At 60.4% G+C, this 18,690-nt stretch carries 17 protein-coding genes; 7 read left to right on the top strand and 10 right to left on the bottom strand.

What is annotated here, in order from left to right; translation table 11 throughout:
- Nucleotides 1-13: 13 nt before the first annotated feature.
- Nucleotides 14-889, bottom strand: coding sequence for a helix-turn-helix domain-containing protein (locus AC1Q8Q_RS01750; protein WP_492614764.1), 876 nt, complete (start codon nucleotides 887-889; stop codon nucleotides 14-16).
- A gap of 138 nt (nucleotides 890-1,027) precedes the next feature.
- Here AC1Q8Q_RS01750 and AC1Q8Q_RS01745 point away from each other — a divergent pair, with 138 nt between their 5' ends.
- A complete protein-coding gene (locus tag AC1Q8Q_RS01745; protein ID WP_492614763.1) occupies nucleotides 1,028-1,930 on the top strand; it encodes a DMT family transporter in 903 nt (300 codons plus the stop codon).
- 12 nt (nucleotides 1,931-1,942) lie between these two features.
- Here AC1Q8Q_RS01745 and AC1Q8Q_RS01740 read toward each other — a convergent pair whose 3' ends face one another.
- Together AC1Q8Q_RS01740 and AC1Q8Q_RS01735 are read right to left on the bottom strand one after the other, a co-directional pair.
- Nucleotides 1,943-2,452, bottom strand: coding sequence for a DUF2165 family protein (locus tag AC1Q8Q_RS01740; protein ID WP_083348242.1), 510 nt, complete (start codon nucleotides 2,450-2,452; stop codon nucleotides 1,943-1,945).
- A 174-nt stretch (nucleotides 2,453-2,626) separates the two neighbouring features.
- Complete coding sequence (locus tag AC1Q8Q_RS01735) at nucleotides 2,627-3,601, bottom strand: 2-hydroxyacid dehydrogenase (RefSeq protein ID WP_020796705.1); 975 nt, start codon at nucleotides 3,599-3,601, stop codon at nucleotides 2,627-2,629.
- 198 nt (nucleotides 3,602-3,799) lie between these two features.
- Here AC1Q8Q_RS01735 and AC1Q8Q_RS01730 point away from each other — a divergent pair, with 198 nt between their 5' ends.
- Nucleotides 3,800-4,057 (top strand): hypothetical protein, encoded by a 258-nt coding sequence (locus AC1Q8Q_RS01730; protein ID WP_020796706.1) that lies wholly within the window; start codon nucleotides 3,800-3,802, stop codon nucleotides 4,055-4,057.
- 59 nt (nucleotides 4,058-4,116) lie between these two features.
- Here the strand turns inward: AC1Q8Q_RS01730 and AC1Q8Q_RS01725 are convergent, their stop codons facing one another.
- Complete coding sequence (locus AC1Q8Q_RS01725) at nucleotides 4,117-4,866, bottom strand: YkgJ family cysteine cluster protein (protein WP_492614762.1); 750 nt, start codon at nucleotides 4,864-4,866, stop codon at nucleotides 4,117-4,119.
- A gap of 105 nt (nucleotides 4,867-4,971) precedes the next feature.
- On the bottom strand, nucleotides 4,972-6,522 hold the full coding sequence (gene norR, locus AC1Q8Q_RS01720; RefSeq protein ID WP_020796708.1) for a nitric oxide reductase transcriptional regulator NorR: 1,551 nt from the start codon (nucleotides 6,520-6,522) through the stop codon (nucleotides 4,972-4,974).
- A gap of 155 nt (nucleotides 6,523-6,677) precedes the next feature.
- Here norR and hmpA point away from each other — a divergent pair, with 155 nt between their 5' ends.
- Nucleotides 6,678-7,859: an NO-inducible flavohemoprotein gene (gene hmpA, locus AC1Q8Q_RS01715; RefSeq protein WP_020796709.1), complete on the top strand. Its 1,182-nt coding sequence runs from the start codon at nucleotides 6,678-6,680 to the stop codon at nucleotides 7,857-7,859.
- Nucleotides 7,860-8,068: 209 nt separating this feature from the next.
- Here hmpA and AC1Q8Q_RS01710 read toward each other — a convergent pair whose 3' ends face one another.
- The 5 genes from AC1Q8Q_RS01710 to AC1Q8Q_RS01690 all read right to left on the bottom strand — a co-directional run bounded on the left by AC1Q8Q_RS01710 (nucleotide 8,069) and on the right by AC1Q8Q_RS01690 (nucleotide 13,395).
- Complete coding sequence (locus tag AC1Q8Q_RS01710) at nucleotides 8,069-8,710, bottom strand: helix-turn-helix transcriptional regulator (RefSeq protein ID WP_008054465.1); 642 nt, start codon at nucleotides 8,708-8,710, stop codon at nucleotides 8,069-8,071.
- A gap of 91 nt (nucleotides 8,711-8,801) precedes the next feature.
- Complete coding sequence (locus tag AC1Q8Q_RS01705; protein ID WP_168757254.1) at nucleotides 8,802-9,929, bottom strand: NAD(P)/FAD-dependent oxidoreductase; 1,128 nt, start codon at nucleotides 9,927-9,929, stop codon at nucleotides 8,802-8,804.
- A gap of 150 nt (nucleotides 9,930-10,079) precedes the next feature.
- Nucleotides 10,080-11,024 carry an ornithine cyclodeaminase family protein gene (locus tag AC1Q8Q_RS01700; RefSeq protein ID WP_168757255.1) on the bottom strand — a complete coding sequence of 315 codons (945 nt, stop codon included), beginning with the start codon at nucleotides 11,022-11,024 and terminating at the stop codon, nucleotides 10,080-10,082.
- Nucleotides 11,025-11,149: 125 nt separating this feature from the next.
- On the bottom strand, nucleotides 11,150-12,640 hold the full coding sequence (gene rhlB / locus AC1Q8Q_RS01695; RefSeq protein ID WP_033044034.1) for an ATP-dependent RNA helicase RhlB: 1,491 nt from the start codon (nucleotides 12,638-12,640) through the stop codon (nucleotides 11,150-11,152).
- Between the two features lie 98 nt (nucleotides 12,641-12,738).
- Nucleotides 12,739-13,395 carry an alpha/beta hydrolase gene (locus tag AC1Q8Q_RS01690; protein ID WP_033044035.1) on the bottom strand — a complete coding sequence of 219 codons (657 nt, stop codon included), beginning with the start codon at nucleotides 13,393-13,395 and terminating at the stop codon, nucleotides 12,739-12,741.
- A gap of 468 nt (nucleotides 13,396-13,863) precedes the next feature.
- Between AC1Q8Q_RS01690 and AC1Q8Q_RS01685 the strand changes: the two genes are divergently transcribed.
- From AC1Q8Q_RS01685 to AC1Q8Q_RS01670, 4 genes are all read left to right on the top strand, one after another.
- Entirely contained in the window at nucleotides 13,864-14,895 is a 1,032-nt protein-coding gene (locus AC1Q8Q_RS01685; RefSeq protein ID WP_020796717.1) for an amino acid ABC transporter substrate-binding protein, read from the top strand.
- 65 nt (nucleotides 14,896-14,960) lie between these two features.
- Nucleotides 14,961-16,142 carry an amino acid ABC transporter permease gene (locus tag AC1Q8Q_RS01680; protein WP_020796718.1) on the top strand — a complete coding sequence of 394 codons (1,182 nt, stop codon included), beginning with the start codon at nucleotides 14,961-14,963 and terminating at the stop codon, nucleotides 16,140-16,142.
- 10 nt (nucleotides 16,143-16,152) lie between these two features.
- Entirely contained in the window at nucleotides 16,153-17,250 is a 1,098-nt protein-coding gene (locus AC1Q8Q_RS01675) for an amino acid ABC transporter permease (RefSeq protein ID WP_020796719.1), read from the top strand.
- 10 nt (nucleotides 17,251-17,260) lie between these two features.
- Nucleotides 17,261-18,025: an amino acid ABC transporter ATP-binding protein gene (locus tag AC1Q8Q_RS01670; RefSeq protein WP_007905492.1), complete on the top strand. Its 765-nt coding sequence runs from the start codon at nucleotides 17,261-17,263 to the stop codon at nucleotides 18,023-18,025.
- The last annotated feature ends 665 nt before the right edge of the window (nucleotides 18,026-18,690 follow it).

Genomic DNA, 18,690 nt, shown 5'->3' with positions numbered 1-18,690 from the left:
GAATATCCCGGCATTAACGCAAAAACGCCTGCCGATATTCTCCCGGCGTTCCACCTAGCGCCTGCCTGAATCGATTGGTGAAGTGACTGGCACTGGCAAACCCGCACCCCAATGCAATCTCTCCCAACGGCTGCGAGGTGCTGCGCAGCAACTCCCGCGCCCGGCTCAAGCGCCGCGCCAGTACATACTGATGGGGCGGCAAACCGAAGCTCTCACGAAACATCCGCGCAAAGTGGTACTCGGATAATGCGCACAGAGCAGCCAACTGCCCCAGGCTGATGGCTTCAGCCAATTGACTGTCGATGAACTCCACTAGATGCCGTCGCTGATGCGCGGCCAGGCCACCCTTGAGTCGCAAGCCGGGACGTACGCTGACCTGGCTGAGCAGGGCGTGGGCGAGCATTTCATGGGCCAGGCTGCTGGTGAGCAGACGTTCTCCCGGTTCGTCCCAGTTGAGGCGGATCAAGTGCCGAAAGCGCAACGCCTGTTGTGGGTCATCCAGAAAAGTTTGCTCACGCAACTGCAGTTGCCGTGGCTCGCGATCGAGCAGGGTGACGCAGCCGAGGGCAAATTGTTCCGGGCTGAAATACAGGTGGGCCAGGCGAATGTCGCCATTGATCACCCAGCCTGACTGATGGTCGGCCGGCAGGATGCACAGCTTGTCCGGACCGCCCTTGGTGCCGGGCTGGTCGCGCCGGAAGGTCCCGGTGCCGCCAGCGATGTAGCAGGACAGCGTGTGGTGGCTCGGCGCTTCGTAGTCCTGGGCATCGTGGTGGTTGTTCCACAAGGCTGCTGCCAATCCGTCACCGAGCTCGGCGCTGTGCTCCAGGCGAGCATTGGGCGAGCGGTTGAGGGCTTGAAAGACTTGCAGGGATTCCAGTGCGGGCATGATCGTTTCTCTCCAACGCCTTGCATCCTACTCCGTAGGCCTTCGCCTGCCAGCCCGTCGACTGACAAAAGCGCAAGATTATGCAAGTGCGGCGCAACGCGGCGCAGGACACTGGTCGCCTATCAAGGAGCCTTTGCCATGAACCTTTCGTTGTACCTGCTGACCGTGCTGATCTGGGGCACCACCTGGATCGCCCTGAAATGGCAACTGGGCGTGGTGGCGATTCCCGTGTCCATTGTCTATCGCTTTGGCTTGGCGGCGCTGGTGCTGTTCGTGATCCTGCTGCTTAGCCGCCGCCTGCAATTGATGAACCGCCGCGGGCACTTGATTTGCCTGGCGCAAGGGTTATGCCTGTTCTGCGTCAACTTCATGTGTTTCCTGACCGCCAGTCAGTGGATCCCCAGCGGACTGGTCGCCGTGGTGTTTTCCACGGCCACGCTGTGGAATGCGCTGAATGCACGGGTGTTCTTCGCTCAGAAAATCGCCCGCAATGTGCTGATGGGCGGCGCGCTGGGCTTGCTCGGTCTGGGCCTGCTGTTCTGGCCCGAGCTGGCGGGTCACACCGCCAGCCCGCAAACCTTGCTTGGCCTTGGCCTGGCCTTGTGCGGCACGCTGTGTTTCTCGGCCGGGAACATGCTGTCGAGCCTGCAACAAAAGGCCGGGCTCAAACCGCTGACGACCAATGCCTGGGGCATGGCCTATGGCGCGGCGATGTTGTCGGCGTGGTGCCTGGTCAAGGGGATCCCGTTCGACATGGAATGGAACGCTCGCTACATCGGCTCGCTGTTGTACCTGGTGATTCCCGGTTCGGTCATCGGTTTCACTGCCTACCTGACCCTGGTCGGGCGCATGGGCCCCGAGCGCGCAGCCTATTGCACCGTTCTGTTTCCGGTGGTGGCGCTGAATGTATCGGCGTTCGCCGAAGGCTACCAATGGACTCCCCCGGCACTCGTGGGCCTGGTACTGGTCATGCTGGGTAACGTGTTGGTGTTTCGCAAGCCCGGCACGAGCGCCAAAACCGTGGCGGGGAAGCTGGCCTGAGCCGCAGGCTGTTCAGCTGTCTTTTACTGCCGTGAGAAAGATCAGGCCGAGAAACATATATTCAATATTGTTTTGTGCCCAAACATAGGTGTTGCGATGAACGGAGTAATCCATGTCGAACCATTCATTGAGAATGATGACGTATAAACCCTGATATACAAAAATACCTGTCACGAAGCCAGCGATTGCGAATTTTTTTGCTTCGTGAAACTCGTTGCGTGGTGCATCAAGTTTTCGATAGAGCTGCCAGGTCCCCACCAGGCAACTAAAGGTAAAAATAATTTCGAGTGAAATGATTGCCCAGTAAAAACGATGGTGAAACATGTTGGACGTGATGGACCTGTAGCGCCGTGAGTCGTTGCCCGTGGTGTCGCTCATGCTGATGATGCGCCCGATGTATTCGGCATATGCCGCATAATCGGTAACATTGTTGGCGAGCGTCATTAGCCCGAATAATGTTGCGGTTAAAACAACAAGTACTTTGCTCCGCCTTATCACAGAGGCGGTGGTGAGTTTGTTCATTGGTTATTCTCCGAGTGCGCCCTTGGTGCGTTCTTTGATCGCTCGAAGTTTATAGTTCTTCAGGGAAGTTCAGTCGGAGACTGCATTGCAAGTTATGTCGTCTGTTCTACTTAAATTGCAGCTCGCTTGATGTTATGGCAAATGGCACGTCCAGCCAGACGTGCCTTCGTTCATTCAACCTTTCCAGACCTGCGGGTTGACCAGGTCTTGTGGACGCTCACCTAGCAATGCGCTGCGCAGGTTCGCCAAGGCGCGGTTGGCCATGGCATCGCGGGTCTCATGGGTGGCCGAACCGATATGCGGCAAGGTCACTGCGTTTTTCAGCTGAAACAGCGGCGACTCGGCCAGCGGCTCCTTTTCATACACATCCAGCCCGGCACCGCGAATGCGGTTGTTTTGCAGCGCATCGATCAGTGCCGGCTCGTCCACCACCGGACCCCGGGCGATGTTCACCAGGATCGCGCTCGGCTTCATCAGGGCCAGTTCGCGATGGCTGATCAAGTGTCTGGTCTTCTCGCTGAGCGGAACCACCAGGCAGACGAAGTCGGCTTCAGCCAACAGCTCGTCCAGGCTACGCATCTGCGCACCGAGTTCCTGTTCCAGCGCAGTCTTGCGGCTGTTGCCGCTGTAGATGATTGGCATGTTGAAGCCCAGCCGACCTCGGCGCGCGATGGCCGCGCCGATGTTGCCCATGCCGACGATGCCCAGGGTCTTGCCGTGGACATCGCAGCCGAACAGCGGTGCACCGACGGTGGCTTGCCACTGGCCTGCCTTGGTCCAGGCGTCGAGCTCGGCGACGCGGCGTGCACTACTCATCAACAAAGCGAAGGCCAGGTCGGCGGTGCTTTCGGTGAGCACGTCCGGCGTGTTGGTGAGCATGATCCCGCGCTCGTTGAAATAGTCCACGTCGTAGTTGTCATAGCCCACCGAAACGCTGGACACGACTTCCAGACTGGCGGCGTTTTCCAGTTGTGCACGACCGAGCTTGCGGCCGACCCCGATCAATCCGTGGGCATGGGGCAGGGCTTCGTTGAACTGGGCGTTGATATCACCCTTTTTCGGGTTCGGCACGATGACGTCGAAGTCTTGTTGCAGGCGTTCAACCATTTCTGGCGTGACGCGGCTGAAGGCGAGAACAGTCTTTTTCATGGGCGCAGGGCTCGTCGGGCGGAGAGAATGGAAGGAAAGCTACAAGTTTCAAGCTGCAAGCCGCAAGTTAAAAGCTACCCGCAGCGCGTTTAACTTGAAGCTTGCAGCTTGAAGCCTGTACCTGCCCTTCCGCTATACTGGCGTCTTTCGTGGCTCGCTGAACGGGCCCGACACAGTGTGCATCACCCGGAGCTTTTCATGACTTCCCCGAAACAACCGCCGGTAGCCGACGCCTTGAGCGACGAACAGGCAGAGCTGCCAGACAGCGTCGACTCCAGCGCTGACAGCGAGACCAAAACCGCAATCCCGGCGTTCAAGTTCCCGTTCAAGCCCGGTGAGCTGCAGGCCACTAAGGACGCCAGCCAGCCGTGGTACAAGAACGGCGCCAAGAATGGCCACACCAAGACGCCGGGGATGGCGCCTCCGGGGACACGCCGTTCGATGGGCAAGCGTTAGGTCTCAGGTTTATCCAGTGTGCTTCGCGAAGGGGCGAATACAGGTGTCGCCTGGTGGGCTCAAGCCGTTCGCAACGAAATGAAAGCATAGTGAGCGGGCGACTCGGTCGCCACCTGCGCACCCGCTGCCAATAGGGGGCCGGCGACATCGTCCCCCGACACATGAAACTGCCATTCGCTTTCCCACGCCGGTAACGTCTGTCCGGCCAATTCGTCGATGATCGTGGCGAACGCGGTCATGTCCGGCAGGTAAGCGGTAAACCCGTCGCCCTTGAGTGCAGTGGTTCGAATCTCCAATAGCGCGCATATCGCGTCCTTGACGTGGATGTCATCGCGATCCGCCTGGCGAGAGCGCTGGATCAGGTCCGCCAGTTGCGGATCCGCCAACTCGCCACCGACAATCAGCGGCGGTCCCTGTTCCCATGATTGCGGCGGACATTCCTTGGCCGCGATGTTCAGGGGAATGTGCGGATTGATCTCCATCGGATAGATGCGGCACACCAGCGGCCGGCGTTCATAGATGCGGCACAGGTTGTCCTGGTCAAGATGGCGGCAGGCGCCGGTGCTGTAGGCGGCAAAAGTGATGGCAACGAAAGCCTCGCAGGTACCGCTGCGCACCACTGCCGAGCGCCGTGCGGCGTGCTCGCGTTGCTGCGCCGACAGGCCCAGGCCATTGTTCAGGAAGGCTTCCACCAAAACGATGACCTGGCCACCGTCGGCCGCCCACATCCGGGCTTCTTGCAGGGTCAGGGGCACGTGGTGGTCATTGCAGCATTTGCCACAGCCTACACAGGAAAACGTCGTATTCATTGGGCGGTCAGTCGCATCCGGGGGCAGGCAGCGGCGACAGAATGTCGCCGCGAAGGTGGCTCTCGAAGCAAGTTATGCGCCACTCGCAACGATTGCCCCCGGTGCCTATTTCATCCCCAGGCGCTTGGCCATCCGCCCGAGATTGGCCCGATCCAGGCCCAGCTCGCGGGCAGCGCTCGCCCAGTTGTGGTGGTGTCGTTCAAGGCAAGCGCCGATCAATTGGCGCTGATAACGCTCGGTGGCTTCGCGCAAATCCCCGGTCACCGTTTCCACGGCCGCAGCGGTGGGTTGCTCGGCGCTGACTTCGACGTTGCCATGGGGCAGATCGAGGTCGGCGGCACTCAAGCTGAGAATTTTCGGTCGCTCCTTGCAGTTGCCCAGCGCCTTCAACGCGCTGCGGCCGATCAGGTGTTCCAGCTCGCGCACATTGCCGGGCCAGCCGTAGGCCAACAACGCCGCTTGGGCATCGGTGCTCAGGCGCAGGCTGTTGAGGCCCATGCGCGAGCGGTTCTGCTCGAGGAAGTAACCGCTGAGCAGCAACACATCTCGCCCACGGTCACGCAGTGCCGGTACCAGCAACGGGTAAACGCTGAGCCGGTGATAAAAATCGGCGCGGTAGCGACCACTGCGCACTTCTTCGGCCAAGTCGCGATTGGTCGCTGCGATCAGTCGCACATCGACCTGATGCTCCTTGTCCGAACCCAGCCGCTGTAGCTGACCGCTTTGCAGCACGCGCAGCAATTTGGCCTGCACGGTCAGCGACAGCTCGCCCACCTCATCCAGGAACAGCGTGCCGCCATTGGCTAGTTCAAACTTGCCGCGTCGGTCGTTCAGCGCCCCGGTGAAGGCCCCGCGGACGTGCCCGAACAGCTCGCTCTCCACCAGCGTATCCGGCAAGGCAGCACAGTTGAGGCTGATGATGGGTTTGTCGGCACGCGGCGAGGCGGCGTGGATAGCCTGGGCCACCAGCTCCTTGCCCACCCCGGTTTCCCCGGTGATCAGCACCGTCAGATCGCTGCCGCCCACCAGGTTGATCTCTTCCACCAGGCGTTTGTGCGCTTTGCTTTGACCAATCATTTCGCGGCTTTGCTGGCCGCTGGCCTGACGGTACACCTCGGCGCGCTGGTGTTCGTCTTCGACCCTGTTGTTCAAACGCTCGATACGTTCAGCGGCGTTGACGGTAGCCGCCGCGAGGCTGGCGAAGGCCTCCAGGGCATCCAGCTCGATCGGTTCGAACTGTTCCGGGTTGAGGGCGTCGAGTGTCAGCAGGCCCCACGGTCGCTCATCGATAAACAGCGGGCAACCCATGCAATCGTGGACTTCCAGATGATCGTCCAGGCCATCGACCAGGCCGTCATACGGGTCGGGCATATTGCTGTCAGCGGCAAACCGCGTGGGGCCGGTGCTGCTGAGCAGTGCCTCAAAACGTGGGTGTTCGCTGACCTTGAAGCGCCGGCCTAGGGTGTCGGTGCTCAAGCCATCGACAGCCAGCGGCACCAGCCATTCACCATCGAGGCGCAGCAGGGCGGCGGCATCACAGGGGAGCAGGGCGCGCATGGCTTCCAGCAAGCGTCGATAGCGTTCGCCCTCGGGGAGTTCGCGGGACAGGTCCGCCACCAGTGGCAACAGCGCAGTGAGCAAGGATTTTGCAGTCATAGTGACTCCGTGTAGTCGATAAGACTATAACCTGCTGTGTGTCGTAATGACTACTGTGCAATTAAGTAATTGATTTTTAAGGTTTTAATAGTTGGCACGGAAACTGATAAGTCTAAGGCAACTGTTAAAAAAAACCGTTGCCCAGGAGTCACCTTATGCTGAGCGTTCAAGACCGTGCCATCGTCAAGTCCACTGTGCCATTGCTTGAAAGCGGTGGCGAAGCGCTGATCACTCACTTCTACCGGATGATGTTGTCCGAATATCCGCAAGTCCGTCCTCTGTTCAACCAGGCTCACCAGGCCAGCGGTGACCAACCGCGCGCCCTGGCGAACGGTGTATTGATGTACGCCCGCCACATCGACCAGCTCGATCAGTTGGGCGACCTGGTGGCCAAGATCATCAACAAGCACGTGGCCCTGCAGATTCTGCCGGAACACTACCCGATTGTAGGTAGCTGCCTGCTGCGGGCCATTGCCGAGGTGCTGGGCGAAGAAATCGCCACGCCTGAAGTGATTGCGGCATGGGGAGCGGCTTACGGTCAACTGGCGGACATCCTGATCGGTGCCGAAACCAGCATCTACGACCAGAAAGAGCAGGCACCGGGCGGCTGGCGCGGGGCGCGGGAATTCATCGTGGCGGCCAAGGTCGAGGAAAGTGCGGAAATCACCTCTTTCTATTTCGAACCGGCTGACAAGGGGCCTATCCTCGCCGCCGAGCCAGGCCAGTACATCGGCATGAAACTGATCCTCGATGGCGAAGAGATTCGCCGCAACTATTCGCTGTCGGCGTTGGCGAACAAGGGCCAATACCGCATTAGCGTCAAGCGTGAAGATGGCGGGCGAGCCTCCAATCACTTGCACGATCAATTGCATGTAGGGGCGAGCATCCAGCTGTTCCCGCCATCGGGCGAGTTCACCCTGAGCGCCAGTGACAAACCGCTGGTGCTGATCAGCGGTGGCGTCGGCATCACCCCGACCCTGGCCATGCTGGAAGCGGCGCTGGAAACCGAGCGGCCGGTGCACTTCATCCACTGCGCGCGCAATGGCAGCGTCCACGCCTTCCGCGACTGGATCGACGGGCTGGCCGAGCGTCACCCGCAACTCAAGCGTTTCTACTGCTATGCCGAAGATGACGGTGTCAGCCCGGCAGCGCACAAGGTCGGGCTGTTGAGCCAGGAACAACTGGCCGCCTGGTTGCCCGAAGAGCGCGACCTGGATGCTTACTTCCTTGGGCCTAAAGGCTTCATGGCGGCGGTCAAGCGCCACCTCAAGGCGTTGGGCGTACCGGAAAAGCAGAGCCGCTACGAGTTCTTCGGCCCGGCTGCGGCGCTGGAATAACGAGGGGGCTGGGGACGCCCCATCTGTAGGAGCGAGCATGCTCGCGATGAACCTGAGGTCGCGGCGGGGTGTCAGGTTTCCCGCGTTATCGTTGACGACCATCGCGAGCATGCTCGCTCCTACAGATGAGCCTGAGGTCGCGGCGGGGTGTCGGGTTTCCCGCGTTATCGTTGGCGGCCGTGGCCCTTCGGTGTCTTGGTGTCAGTTGCTCAGCCTTTGAGTTCCTTCAAATGCTTGTACACCGTCGCCCGCCCCATGTTCAGTACATTGGCCACATAGTTCGATGCGCTCTTGCCCTTGAAGGCGCCTTCGGCGTGCAGGGCCAGTACCAGTTCTCGTTTGTGGTCGCGGGTGAGCAGGTTCAGGCTCAGTTGGCGTTCGCGCAGCCAGGCGTGGAGGAAGGTGTTGATCCGCTCCTGCCAGTCATCGCGAAACAGTGAATCGGGCTGCGGAATCAGCTTGGTCGGCGACAGGAACAAGTCCAGCGCGGCCTTGGCATTCTCGAACAGCGAAATATTCAGATTGATGCACAGCACCGCCAGCGGGTGTCCCTCGCGGTCGCGCAGCACGGTGCTGAGACTGCGAATCTTCTGACCATCCCAATTAAGCTTTTCGTAGGGCCCGATGTTGCGTTCGCTGACATCGTCGCTGAGCATGTCCTCCAGGGCCGAGTCGTCACCGATTTCCCGTTTCGACAGGTTGTTGGCGATGTAGTCGACTTTTTGCGTGCGCAAATCGTGCAGCACCACTTCGGCGTGGGGGAAAAACAGCGTGGCGATGGCATCGGCGATGGCCCGGAAGTTGTCCAGGGACGTCTCGTTCAGGACCGGATCTTGTTCAGGTGCGTTCATACAGTGGGGCTCCGGGCAGCTTCAGCGCCCCGTCAACCAGGACGCTGAAAGTGTGCCGCAATCGAATCGGCGCGTCACCTGAGGACTACATTCAACCCAGGCGGGCAGGGGACAGCATTCCGGCATTCAGGCCGAAGCGGGTAAGGGGTTCGGGCAGGGGTTCACCGCGTACGAGCGCGGCACTGGCCTGGCCCATGGCGGGCGAGGTCTGGATGCCGTAGCCGCCTTGTGCCGCCACCCAGAACAATCCCTGCACCTGCGGATCGAAACCGGACAGCAAGTCACCATCGCTGACAAAACTGCGCAGGCCGGCCCAGGTTCGGGTCGGGCGGCGGATGGTCAGGGTGGTGGCTTCCTCGATCTGGTAGATGCCCATGGCGATGTCCAGTTCTTCGGGCTGTACGTCGTGGGGTTCGACCGGGTCTGCGTTGGCCGGCGAGCCGAGGAACATTCCGGCATCGGGTTTCATATAGAAGGATTCGTCGAGGCTCACCAGCATCGGCCAATGGTGGATGTCCACGCCCTCGGGGCCGGCGAAGATGAAGGCCGCGCGGCGCTTGGGTTGCAGGCCCAGGGGCCGGGCGCCGGCCATTTCACCGATCTTGTCGGCCCAGGCGCCGGCGGCGTTGATGATGACCGGCGCGCTGAAGGTCTGACCCTGGGTTTGTACTTGCCACAAGCCTGCGGCATCGCGGCTCAGGCTCAGGACTTCGCTGTCGGTATGGACTTCGCCCTGGTTGCGGCGGATGCCACGCAGGTAGCCCTGATGCAGGGCATCGGTGTCGATGTCGCTGGCGGTCGGATCGTAGATCGCGCCGTGGACTTTTTCCCGGCGCAGGATCGGCACGCGCACGCAGGCCTCATCGGCGCTCAGCAATTGCATTTCAGGGACCGTGGCTTTGGCGCTCAGGTATTGATTGTTCAGTTCGGCCGGGTCGCCGGTAAAGTCCACGGTCATCTCGCCGCGCGGGGTCAGCAGCGGGTGTTCGCAGAAACCGCTTGGCGGATTGTCGAAGAAGTCGCGGCTGGCCTGGGTTAACGCACGCACCTGAGGTGTTCCGTAGGCGGCGGTGTACAGCGCCGCGGAACGACCGGTGGAGTGATAGGCCGGGTGGGACTCGCGTTCGAGCACGATCACGCGACTGTGCTGCGACAGCCAGAAACCGGTGGAAGCGCCGGCAATCCCGCCGCCGATGATGATGAAGTCTGCCTGGCTCATGAACGTCTCCTGATGGGGCGCAAATGCCAATGTTGTCGAGATTCTCTGTGGGAGCGAGCCTGCTCGCGAAAGCGTCGTATCAGTCAACATCAACGTTGAATGAAAGATCGTATTCGCGAGCAGGCTCGCTCCCACAAGTGGACTGGGGTGTCAGGGGTGCAAGCGGTAGATGGCATGGGCCAGCGCAATGTCCTCCAGACCGAGGCCGATCGAGCGGAAGAACACATGACGCTCATATTCGGGGCGCTGCACTTTCTCGCTCAGCAGGTCGGCCAAGTCGCCAACAATCGCACTTTTATCCCAGCCATGCTGCTCGCCTGCAATCAGCATCTCACCGGCCGAACCCGGGGTGGTCAGGCGGTAGTCGCAAAATACCTGCATGTCATTGAGGCTCTGCGGCGGCACCTCGTGGGCGCGTGGCGCGTTGGTGCTGATGGAGGTGATCAACGCCGGTTTACTCAGGCTCGACGGATCGATCACCGGACCTGCGGACGAGGTGCAGAGCATGACAACATCCGCGTCACTGATGGCGGCCTCGAGACTTTGCGCGATGGTCAGGCGCGGCTCGATGGTTTTCAGCAGGCTCACCGTTTCAAGGTCTTCACTCAGGCTCGGCGAGTACAGGCTGATGCTTTGCCAGTCGCGCAGGCCTTTCACGTAATGCAGGTGCGCCTGGGCCACTTTGCCGCTGCCGATGATTGCCAGGCGATTGGCGGTGAGCGGCGCGAGGGCATCGACCGCCACGGCGGTGGTTGCAGCGGTGCGGGCCGTGGTCAGTTCGCCCGCATCGCAAAGCATCAGCGGCTGCCCGGTTTGCATCGACATCAACAACGTCCACGCCGTTACCAATGGCCCCTGTTCACGGACGATGTATGGCGAAGTCTTGATTCCGTACACGCCGTCTTCGGCCAGCACGCCCAGGTAATTGATGAAGTCGCCGGCACCCTGTGGAAACTCCACCAGTTGCTGTGCCGGCTGCACCGCTTGCCCGGCGGCCAGGTCGCGGAATAGCTTGCGCAGGATTTGCGGCACGTCCACCTGTGCCAGCAACTCGCGGGCCTGGGTCTGATTGATCACGTAAGGGGTGCTGGGCATGGTCGGCTCCGGGCGCTGGAATGTAAACTAATTTGTCTATTATGGACTTTTAGATATCTCTGGCAATCTCCGGGCGAAAAAAAAGCGCAGTCCGTTTCCGGCTGCGCTTGTTACTGCAAGGGGGCTCAGTGCGGCCGCTTGCGCTCAACCGCCCGCAATAGATGCGTCGGCGGTGTTTCACAGCTGATCTTGCGCCCCAGTTTTTCCTCGATAGCCGGTAGCTGGTAGGAGTCGTCTTCACCGGCAAAACTGATGGAAACGCCGTCGGCGCCGGCACGGCCGGTACGGCCGATGCGATGCACGTAGTCGTCCGGGACTTCCGGCAGGGTGAAGTTGATCACGTGGCTGATGCCGTCGATGTGGATACCGCGACCTGCCACGTCGGTGGCGACCAGCACGCGGATCTTGCCTTCGCGGAAACCTTCCAGGGTCTTGATGCGCTTGTGTTGCGGCACATCACCCGATAGCTGCGCGGCGTTGACCCCGTCGCGTACCAGGCGTTCTTCGATGCGGCGTACTTCATCCTTGCGGTTGGCGAAGACGATGACCCGCTCCCAGCCGTTGTCGGTGACCAGGTTGTAGAGCAGTTTGTATTTGTCGGCACCGGCCACCGCGTAGATGTGCTGCTCGACGTTTTCGCTGGCCACATTCTGCGACTCGATCTCGACGATGGCCGGGTCGGTGGTCCACTGCTTGGCCAGGTTCATCACGTCATCGGTGAAGGTCGCCGAGAACAGCAGCGTTTGACGCTCATTCTTCGGCGGGGTCTGGCGAATGATCTGGCGCACCTGCGGGATGAAGCCCATGTCGAGCATGCGGTCGGCTTCGTCCAGCACCATCACTTCGACCATGTCCAGGTGCACGTCGCCGCGCTGGTTGAAGTCCAGCAGGCGACCCGGGGTGGCCACGAGAATGTCGCAATGGCGAGCCTCGAGGTGCTTGAGCTGCTTGTCGAAGTCCATGCCGCCCACAAACGTCATGACGTTCAGGCCGGTGTACTTGGTCAGGTCCGCCGCGTCCTTGGCGATCTGCACCACCAGTTCGCGAGTCGGTGCGATGATCAGCGCGCGCGGCTCACCCATGTAGCGCTCTTTCGGCGGCGGGGTCTGCAGCAGCTGGGTGATGATCGATATCAGGAATGCCGCAGTCTTGCCGGTACCGGTCTGCGCGCGGCCGATGGCGTCTTTGCCGGCGAGGGTGAAGCCCAGCACCTGGGCCTGGATCGGCGTGCAGTACGGAAAGCCCAGGTCCTGGATGGCGTGCATCAGTTCGGGGGCGAGTTTGAAATCGTGGAAACGGGTCTTGCCTTCCTGGGGTTCGACGACAAAGTCTTCGAGTTTCCACGGGATGACCGGCGCTTTCGGCTTCGGTTCGCGGCGGGGTTTGGCGGGTTTCGGCGTTTCGCTGTGTGGCTGCTCGGGGGCAGTGACCACCGCAGGTTGGACGGCCGCCGTGCTCGCGGGCTCATGTTTCGGTGCCGCGACGGCAGCGGTACGGCCAGGCTGACTACCGTCGGTGCGGTGGCTGGGGGCGTGAGAAGGAGCGCTGGGGACTGGCGCGAGTTGCTCAGTCTCGCTTTTACCGAACATTTTCTTGAGTGCTTTGAGCACGGTCATCTCATCAATTGGTTAAGGAATGTACGCCGGCCAGTGTAATGCAAGAATCGGGCGCGGCGTAGAGGGATGGATCAAAGGGCGTTTTTAAACGTCATTGTTTACCGCAGGCGCTCGTCGAGCCACACGCCGATGTCGCGAATTTCCTCAGGTAACACTTCATGGCCCATTGGGTATTCCTGCCATGTCACGGTGACACCACGCTGTTTCAAATGCTCGTAGGCGCTACGTCCCATCGAGTTCTGCACCACGTCATCGTACTGCCCGTGCAGCGAAAGCACCGGAATGCGCTGCTGGCTGGCAGACAGTTCCAGCGCGTCGCTGAAGGTCGGTGCATAAGTCGAGAGGGCAAGTACGCCACCCAGCGGGCCCTGCCATTTCAGAAACGCGGTGTGTAGAACCACGGCGCCGCCCTGGGAAAAGCCGGCGAGAAAAATTCGCGAAGCGTCTATTCCGGTGGCGCGCTGCTGTTCGAGCAATTCGATTATCCAGTTGGCCGACTCTTCCAGCTGCTCGCGATTGATCGCCCGTGCCGGGCTCATGGCCAATATGTCGTACCAGCTCGGCATCTCGTAACCGCCATTGATGGTGACGGCGCGGGTCGGTGCCTGGGGCAAGACGAAACGTGTACTCAGCAAAGTCTCCTGCAGGGCTTCGGCCACCGGCAGGAAGTCGTATCGATCGGCGCCCAGGCCGTGGAGCCAGATAACGCAGGCATCTGCGGTCTTGATGGGTTCAAGAATCAAAGGGTTGGTCATGGCTGCTCCAAACATGTGCGGGCGCTCTCATTGAGTGCGAGGTCTGAGGGCGTCTCTGGTTGATCAGTTACGAAGATGTCGCAAGGTTACAAGTTTTGCTATTGACCTGTCGCTTAACCGCTTAAGCGGTCGGTGTGGTACGGGCTTTGCTATACGCAAGCTGGTACGAAAATCCCACATCTGTCGGTAACACTATCAGGCCATTGTTGGCAGTGGGATAGCAAAAAAATCCGGTAATGGATGTTCGCCAATGGCCGCTACGGGCTTCGCGAACGAGAAAGGGCTACAGCCCGTTCGGCCGATTGGTGAGAAGTGAGTTGTCCTTTATATGGATTTTCTCCTACTAGACTCATGGCTACGGTCCTACGTCGGTTGACCCTATAAAAAGCCAACAAGGGTCACCAACGCCTCAAAAGGGTGCGACTGGACTCACGCTCCGACACAACAAGAGCAAAACTGGAGGTTTGAATGAAGATGTTGAAATCCACCCTGGCAGTCGTGACTGCAGCCGCGGTACTCGGCGTCAGTGGGTTCGCTCAGGCGGGCGCGACCCTGGATGCAGTACAGAAGAAAGGTTTCGTACAGTGCGGCGTCAGCGATGGCCTGCCTGGCTTCTCGGTTCCAGATTCCACCGGCAAGATCGTCGGTATCGATGCAGACTACTGCCGTGCCGTGGCCGCTGCCGTATTCGGCGACGCGACCAAGGTCAAGTTCAGCCAGTTGAACGCCAAGGAGCGTTTCACCGCGCTGCAGTCCGGCGAGATCGACATCCTGTCGCGCAACACCACCATGACCAGCTCCCGTGACGCGGGCATGGGTCTGAAATTCCCTGGCTTCATCACTTACTACGATGGCATCGGCTTCCTGGTCAACAACAAGCTGGGCGTCAAGAGCGCCAAAGAGCTGGATGGCGCGACCATCTGCATCCAGGCCGGTACCACCACCGAACTGAACGTTTCCGACTACTTCCGTGGCAACGGTCTGAAATACACCCCGATCACTTTCGACACCTCCGACGAGAGCGCCAAGTCGCTTGAATCCGGTCGTTGCGACGTACTGACCTCCGATAAGTCCCAACTGTTTGCCCAGCGCAGCAAGCTGGCCTCGCCGAAGGACTACGTGGTGCTGCCGGAAACCATTTCCAAGGAACCACTGGGCCCGGTCGTGCGTAACGGCGACGACGAGTGGCTGGCCATCGTGCGCTGGGTTGGCTACGCCATGCTCAACGCTGAAGAAGCCGGCATCACCTCGAAAAACGTCGAAGCCGAAGCCAAGGCCACCAAGAACCCGGACGTCGCTCGACTGCTGGGCACTGACGGTGAATACGGCAAAGACCTGAAAGTGAAGAAAGACTGGGTCGTGCAGATCGTCAAGCAAGTCGGCAACTACGGTGAAGTGTTCGAGAAAAACCTCGGCAAGAGCACTCCGCTGGAGATCGACCGCGGGCTGAACGCCTTGTGGAACGCTGGCGGCATTCAATACGCACCACCAGTGCGCTGATGGTTCTATCACCCGGTGGGCCAACCACCGGGTGATGTTCTGTTCCATTCTTTGCGGGGCACTTCATGCAAAATTCAATCGGCGCACCAAAGCAGAGGCTCAGCCTCAGCGATCCACGAGTGCGTGCGTGGGTATTCCAGATCATCACCATTATCGGGGTGGTCTCGCTAGGCTGGTATCTGTTCGACAACACACAGACCAACCTGCAACACCGGGGCATTACCTCCGGTTTTGACTTTCTGGAGCGCAGTGCCGGGTTCGGCATCGCCCAACACCTGATCGACTACACCGAAGCGGACAGCTATGCCCGGGTGTTTGTCATCGGCTTGCTAAACACCTTGCTGGTGACCTTCATCGGCGTGATCCTGGCGACGATCCTCGGTTTCATCGTCGGCGTGGCCCGACTGTCGAAGAACTGGATCATCGCCAAGCTGGCGACCGTGTACGTGGAGGTTTTCCGCAACATTCCGCCTCTGCTGCAGATCCTGTTCTGGTACTTCGCGGTGTTCCTGACCATGCCGGGGCCGCGCAACAGCCACAACTTCGGCGACACCTTCTTCGTCAGCAGCCGCGGCCTGAACATGCCGGCGGCGCTGATGGCCGATGGTTTCTGGGCGTTCGTGATCAGCATCGTCGTGGCCATTGTCGCCATCGTGCTGATGACCCGCTGGGCCAACAAGCGCTTTGAAGCCACGGGCGAGCCGTTCCACAAGTTCTGGGTTGGCCTGGCGTTGTTCCTGGCGATCCCGGCGCTGTGCGTGTTGATCTTCGGTGCGCCAGTGCACTGGGAAATGCCCAAGCTGCAAGGCTTCAACTTCGTCGGCGGCTGGGTACTGATCCCGGAACTGCTGGCCTTGACCCTGGCGCTCACGGTGTACACCGCAGCGTTCATCGCCGAGATCGTGCGTTCGGGCATCAAGTCGGTCAGCCACGGCCAGACCGAAGCTGCGCATTCGCTCGGCCTGCGCAACGGTCCGACCCTGCGCAAGGTGATCATCCCGCAAGCCCTGCGCGTGATCATTCCGCCGCTGACCAGCCAATACCTGAACCTGGCGAAGAACTCCTCGCTGGCGGCCGGTATCGGGTATCCGGAGATGGTCTCGCTGTTCGCAGGCACGGTGCTCAACCAGACCGGCCAGGCGATCGAGGTGATTGCCATCACCATGAGCGTTTACCTGGCGATCAGTATCAGCATTTCCCTGCTGATGAACTGGTACAACAAGCGCATTGCGCTGATCGAGCGGTAAGGAATAGCGCATGAGTACTCATACTTTCAAACCCGACATGCCACCGCCGGCCAAGGTCTTCGGCCCGATGGCGTGGATACGCGCGAACATGTTCTCCAGCTGGCTCAACACCCTGCTGACCTTGTTCGCGTTCTACCTGATCTACCTGGTGATACCGCCGATCCTGAGCTGGGCAATCATCGATGCCAACTGGGTGGGCACCACCCGCGCCGACTGCACGAAGGAGGGCGCCTGCTGGGTGTTCATCCAGCAGCGCTTCGGCCAGTTCATGTACGGCTATTACCCGCCGGAACTGCGCTGGCGCGTCGACCTGACGGTGTGGCTGGCGGTCATTGGCGTGGCACCGTTGTTCATCTCGCGCTTTCATCATAAAGCCGTGTATGGCCTGAGCTTCCTGGTGCTGTACCCGATCATTGCCTGGTGCCTGCTGCACGGCGGCGTCTTTGGCCTGACCCAAGTGGCGACCAGCCAATGGGGCGGCCTGATGCTGACCCTGGTGATCGCCACCGTCGGTATTGCCGGTGCGTTGCCCCTGGGGATTGTCCTGGCATTGGGCCGACGTTCGAACATGCCGGCAATTCGCGTGGTCTGCGTGACCTTCATCGAATTCTGGCGCGGCGTGCCGTTGATCACGGTGCTGTTCATGTCCTCGGTGATGCTGCCGTTGTTCCTGCCTGAAGGCATGAACTTCGACAAATTGCTGCGGGCGCTGATCGGCGTGATCCTGTTCCAGTCGGCCTACGTGGCCGAAGTGGTGCGTGGCGGCCTGCAAGCGATCCCTAAAGGACAGTACGAAGCGGCCGCGGCAATGGGCCTGGGCTACTGGCGCAGCATGGGCCTGGTGATTCTGCCGCAAGCCCTGAAGCTGGTGATCCCCGGCATCGTCAACACCTTCATCGCGCTGTTCAAGGACACGAGCCTGGTGATCATCATCGGCCTCTTCGACCTGCTCAACAGCGTCAAGCAAGCCGCCGCCGACCCGAAATGGCTGGGCATGGCCACTGAAGGCTATGTGTTCGCGGCCCTGGTGTTCTGGATTTTCTGTTTTGGTATGTCGCGCTATTCCATGCATCTGGAACGCAAGCTCGACACTGGCCACAAGCGTTAGGAGTTCTGTAATGAGCGAAGCAATCAAGAAGCCTGTGAGCCCTGAAGGCATTATCCAGATGCAGGGCGTGAACAAGTGGTACGGTCAGTTCCACGTACTCAAGGACATCAACCTCAACGTCAAGCAGGGCGAGCGGATCGTCCTGTGCGGGCCGTCGGGTTCGGGCAAATCCACCACTATCCGCTGCCTCAATCGCCTGGAAGAACACCAGCAGGGCCGCATCGTGGTCGATGGTGTGGAACTGACCAACGACCTCAAGCAGATCGAAGCGATCCGCCGCGAAGTCGGCATGGTGTTCCAGCACTTCAATCTGTTCCCGCACCTGACCATCCTGCAGAACTGCACCCTGGCGCCGATGTGGGTGCGCAAGATGCCCAAGCGCAAGGCCGAGGAAATCGCCATGCACTACCTGGAACGCGTACGCATTCCGGAGCAGGCGCACAAGTACCCGGGGCAACTGTCCGGCGGCCAGCAGCAGCGCGTGGCGATTGCCCGGGCGCTGTGCATGAAACCGAAAATCATGCTGTTCGACGAGCCGACTTCGGCGCTCGATCCGGAGATGGTGAAGGAGGTGCTCGACACCATGATCGGCCTGGCCGAAGACGGCATGACCATGCTCTGCGTAACCCACGAAATGGGCTTCGCCCGCACCGTGGCCAATCGCGTGATCTTCATGGACAAGGGCGAAATCGTCGAGCAGGCGGCGCCGAACGACTTCTTCGACAACCCGCAGAATGAACGCACCAAGCTGTTCCTGAGCCAGATCTTGCATTGATCTAGCCCAGGCCATAAAAAACCGGCCTCGGCAGTAATGCTGTTCTTTAGGTTGGTGGCATTTGGATTGGGTGTATATCCATTGCTGCGGTAACGGCGGCCTATGGTTTCGCTCTTACAGCGAGTCACTTGGAAGCACGGAACGCCGCCCGGCCCCAAGTAACCAAGGGCTCTTGCCCCTGGCGTTCGGTGCCTCGCTAATGCTCGGCATACCCTCGCTCCGGTCCTGCTCCGTGGGCCCGCCGCGATGGGCCATCCCTGGCCCAGCGCGGCTAAACCGGCATCCCTGCCGGTTTACCCACTGCGCAGAACCTCCACTCGGCCTCACGATGGGGCAAGAAAATCAAAAGCGAAATCAAACGCAAAAGCGAGGCGGCCTTACAGCCGACCTGATCGGGAGCCGTACGTGTTCCTCCTGTAGGAGCCAGGCCTGCCGGCAAAGAACGATAACGCGGTACAACAGATACACCGCGGCGCCTGGTTCGCCGGCAAGTCGGATCGCCGCACCGCTGGCTCCTACAGGGGGCTGGGGGTATCCGCAAAGATCAGGTCGGCTGTAAGGCCGCCTCGCTTTGCTTTGGATTTGGGTGCCCCGTTAACCACGATGGCCGAACGCAGGCATTGCGCAGTGGGTAAACCGGCAGGACGCCGGTTTAGCCGCGCTGG

The sequence above is a fragment of the Pseudomonas sp. GW823-FHT06B06 genome, assembly GCF_058795195.1.
This window is presented reverse-complemented; position numbering and strand designations above follow the sequence as displayed.